This window comes from Sandarakinorhabdus glacialis, from assembly GCF_014643455.1.
Lineage (GTDB): Bacteria > Pseudomonadota > Alphaproteobacteria > Sphingomonadales > Sphingomonadaceae > Sandarakinorhabdus > Sandarakinorhabdus glacialis.
Genome location: NZ_BMJM01000032.1, coordinates 1 through 2,061, shown reverse-complemented (window position 1 = coordinate 2,061; position 2,061 = coordinate 1). Strand labels below are relative to the sequence as shown.

Annotated in this window: 3 protein-coding genes; all 3 read left to right on the top strand. The window is 55.4% G+C overall.

The window, feature by feature from the left end; all coding sequences use genetic code 11:
- On the top strand, nt 1-1,257 hold a 1,257-nt coding region (locus IEW98_RS16000; protein WP_503826714.1), incomplete at its 5' end, for a site-specific integrase.
- 112 nt (nt 1,258-1,369) lie between these two features.
- Nucleotides 1,370-1,882 (top strand): ATP-binding protein, encoded by a 513-nt coding sequence (locus IEW98_RS15995; protein WP_188764524.1) that lies wholly within the window; start codon nt 1,370-1,372, stop codon nt 1,880-1,882.
- A gap of 44 nt (nt 1,883-1,926) precedes the next feature.
- The coding region (locus IEW98_RS15990; protein ID WP_188764523.1) for a transposase at nt 1,927-2,061 on the top strand (135 nt) is incomplete at its 3' end.

Below are 2,061 nucleotides of genomic sequence, written 5' to 3'. Positions count from 1 at the left end.
CCCATCGCACCGTCGCTAACATCAGTGCAAACACCAGTGCTTGCACCGGTGCTACCTCGCGGCACCCGTCAAACCAGGCAAGGCGGCCTTCACCGTAGGCGTACGGCATTACGAAAGGCCTACGACGATCTTCCGGTGAATCGCGGAAAGAGTTCGGCCGACAAGGGGTTGTCCCTCGCCGACTGGACCGCACGTGGCAAAGCGATGAAGCTGGCTCAGGCAAATGCTGCATCTGAGGCCGATAAGGCGCCAAGAGCCCAAAGGGCCCTGCGCGTTGGACCAAGAGCTCTAGCTCAGAGTCCGGCTAGTGTATTGCCAAAGGACAAAGTCGGCTTGGCCGCTGGGACAATCAACCGGCATTCCGGCCATCTCCAACAGTTGTATGCATGGCTCGAAAAGAGCGAGCATCTACCAATCCGCCCCCATTATTGGGAGGACATGAAGCAGACTGATACGGAAGACGAGCGTAATAAGAAGGACCCATGGCCTGACGAAGAAGCTCGAGCGATATTCAAACTTCCAATATGGACCGGTTGCAGCGGGTTGACGCCAAAAAAACGTCTACTCGCTGGAACAATTATAGTCCACGATTCGGCATATTGGATACCCTTGCTTGCGTGGTACCAAGGCGTTCGGCGCGAGGAAGTCAGTAAAACGCTCCTGTATGAGGTCGAACCTCTGTTCGGCGTCCTTGGCTTCCGGATTGATGATAGCGAAACCGGAAGGGTCAAGACCGCAAGATCAAGGCGATTTGTACCCCTCCACAAGGAACTCATAAGACTCGGCTTTCTCGACTATGTCGAAGCAGTTCGAGCCGCCGGACACGACCTCCTTTTCCCAGAGCTGGAGCCTAGTGACAAGGTAATCGAGCCTTCTGACCCGGAGAAGCCACGAGTTCAAAAAAAATACGGGGATAACTTCTACGCGCTTTGGTGGCAGTATATCGTCGAGGGCGCGTTCCCTGACGGGACTACCAAGGATATTCAGTCTTTCCGCCACAGCGCGACTGATGGCTTTTTGCGAGCCGGTGTGCCGACGAAGACTGCTGCCGATGGTCTTGGTCGCAAGATGGGCAACTTGACCGACGATCGATACGCCAGCGCTACTGAGGTTCGAAAACTCAAAAAGGCCTTCGATAAAATCCCTGTCGTCACCGAGCATCTGCAGCCCGTTGCCATCAAGCTGCTGCCCGCCAGCAAGCTGCGGCAGCGGCCGGTTCGACCTCCGCGCAGTGCGAAGCCACTGGATATCGGTTAGGCGATGGCGGTTGTCAGGACGATCAGCGGCCGAACAAAAAAGTCATGGGATTTCGTTTTGGCTTGCCGTAGCGAAAAGCCATAGCCATCACTGCGGCTGAGGGGGCTATGGCATGAATCAGCAGAAAACCGAAAAGCTGCGCTTTCGCCCCCGTGCCCGAATCATCCGGACAATTGGAGATCAGCTCATAAGCGGCCCCGAGGCGGCTGTAATAGAACTCGTTAAAAATTCTTATGATGCCGACGCATCATACGTCACCGTTAAGTTCGTGCCTCCACTAATTCCCGGCGCCGGGTCTATCGTTGTGCAAGACGACGGCCATGGGATGGCGCTTGAAGACATACAGGAAAAGTGGATGGAGCCGGCGACCACCGCCAAAGTCAACAACCGGCGCTCCCCGAGCAAGAACAGGGTCATGATGGGCTCGAAAGGCATCGGCCGATTCGCAGCCGCAAAGCTCGGCGCGCGGATGAGCCTTTATTCGATCAGTGAACGCAAAGGGCAGCGAAATGAGGTGCTTATCCCTGATCTAGACTGGTCAATCTTTTCAGCGGAAGCGTATCTTGACACAATAGCTATCGATTACTCGGTTGGGGAAACTGAAGCTAGGGTCAGGACCCATTGATCTGAGAGGCACGATCTGATTCAGGCTCCGTGAGGAGACTGTGCATGAGCAACCTGTACTGGCTGACGGACGAACAGATTGCGCGGCTTGAGCCATATTTTCCCAAGAGCCATGGGAAGCCGAGGGTTGACGATCGTCGGGTGTTGAGCGGCATAGTCTTCGTCAATCGCAATGGGTTG

Excerpts from the sequence above, each read along its gene's own strand:
- IEW98_RS15995 (WP_188764524.1), top strand. The coding sequence starts at position 1,370 with ATGAATCAGCAGAAAACCGAAAAGCTGCGCTTTCGCCCCCGTGCCCGA.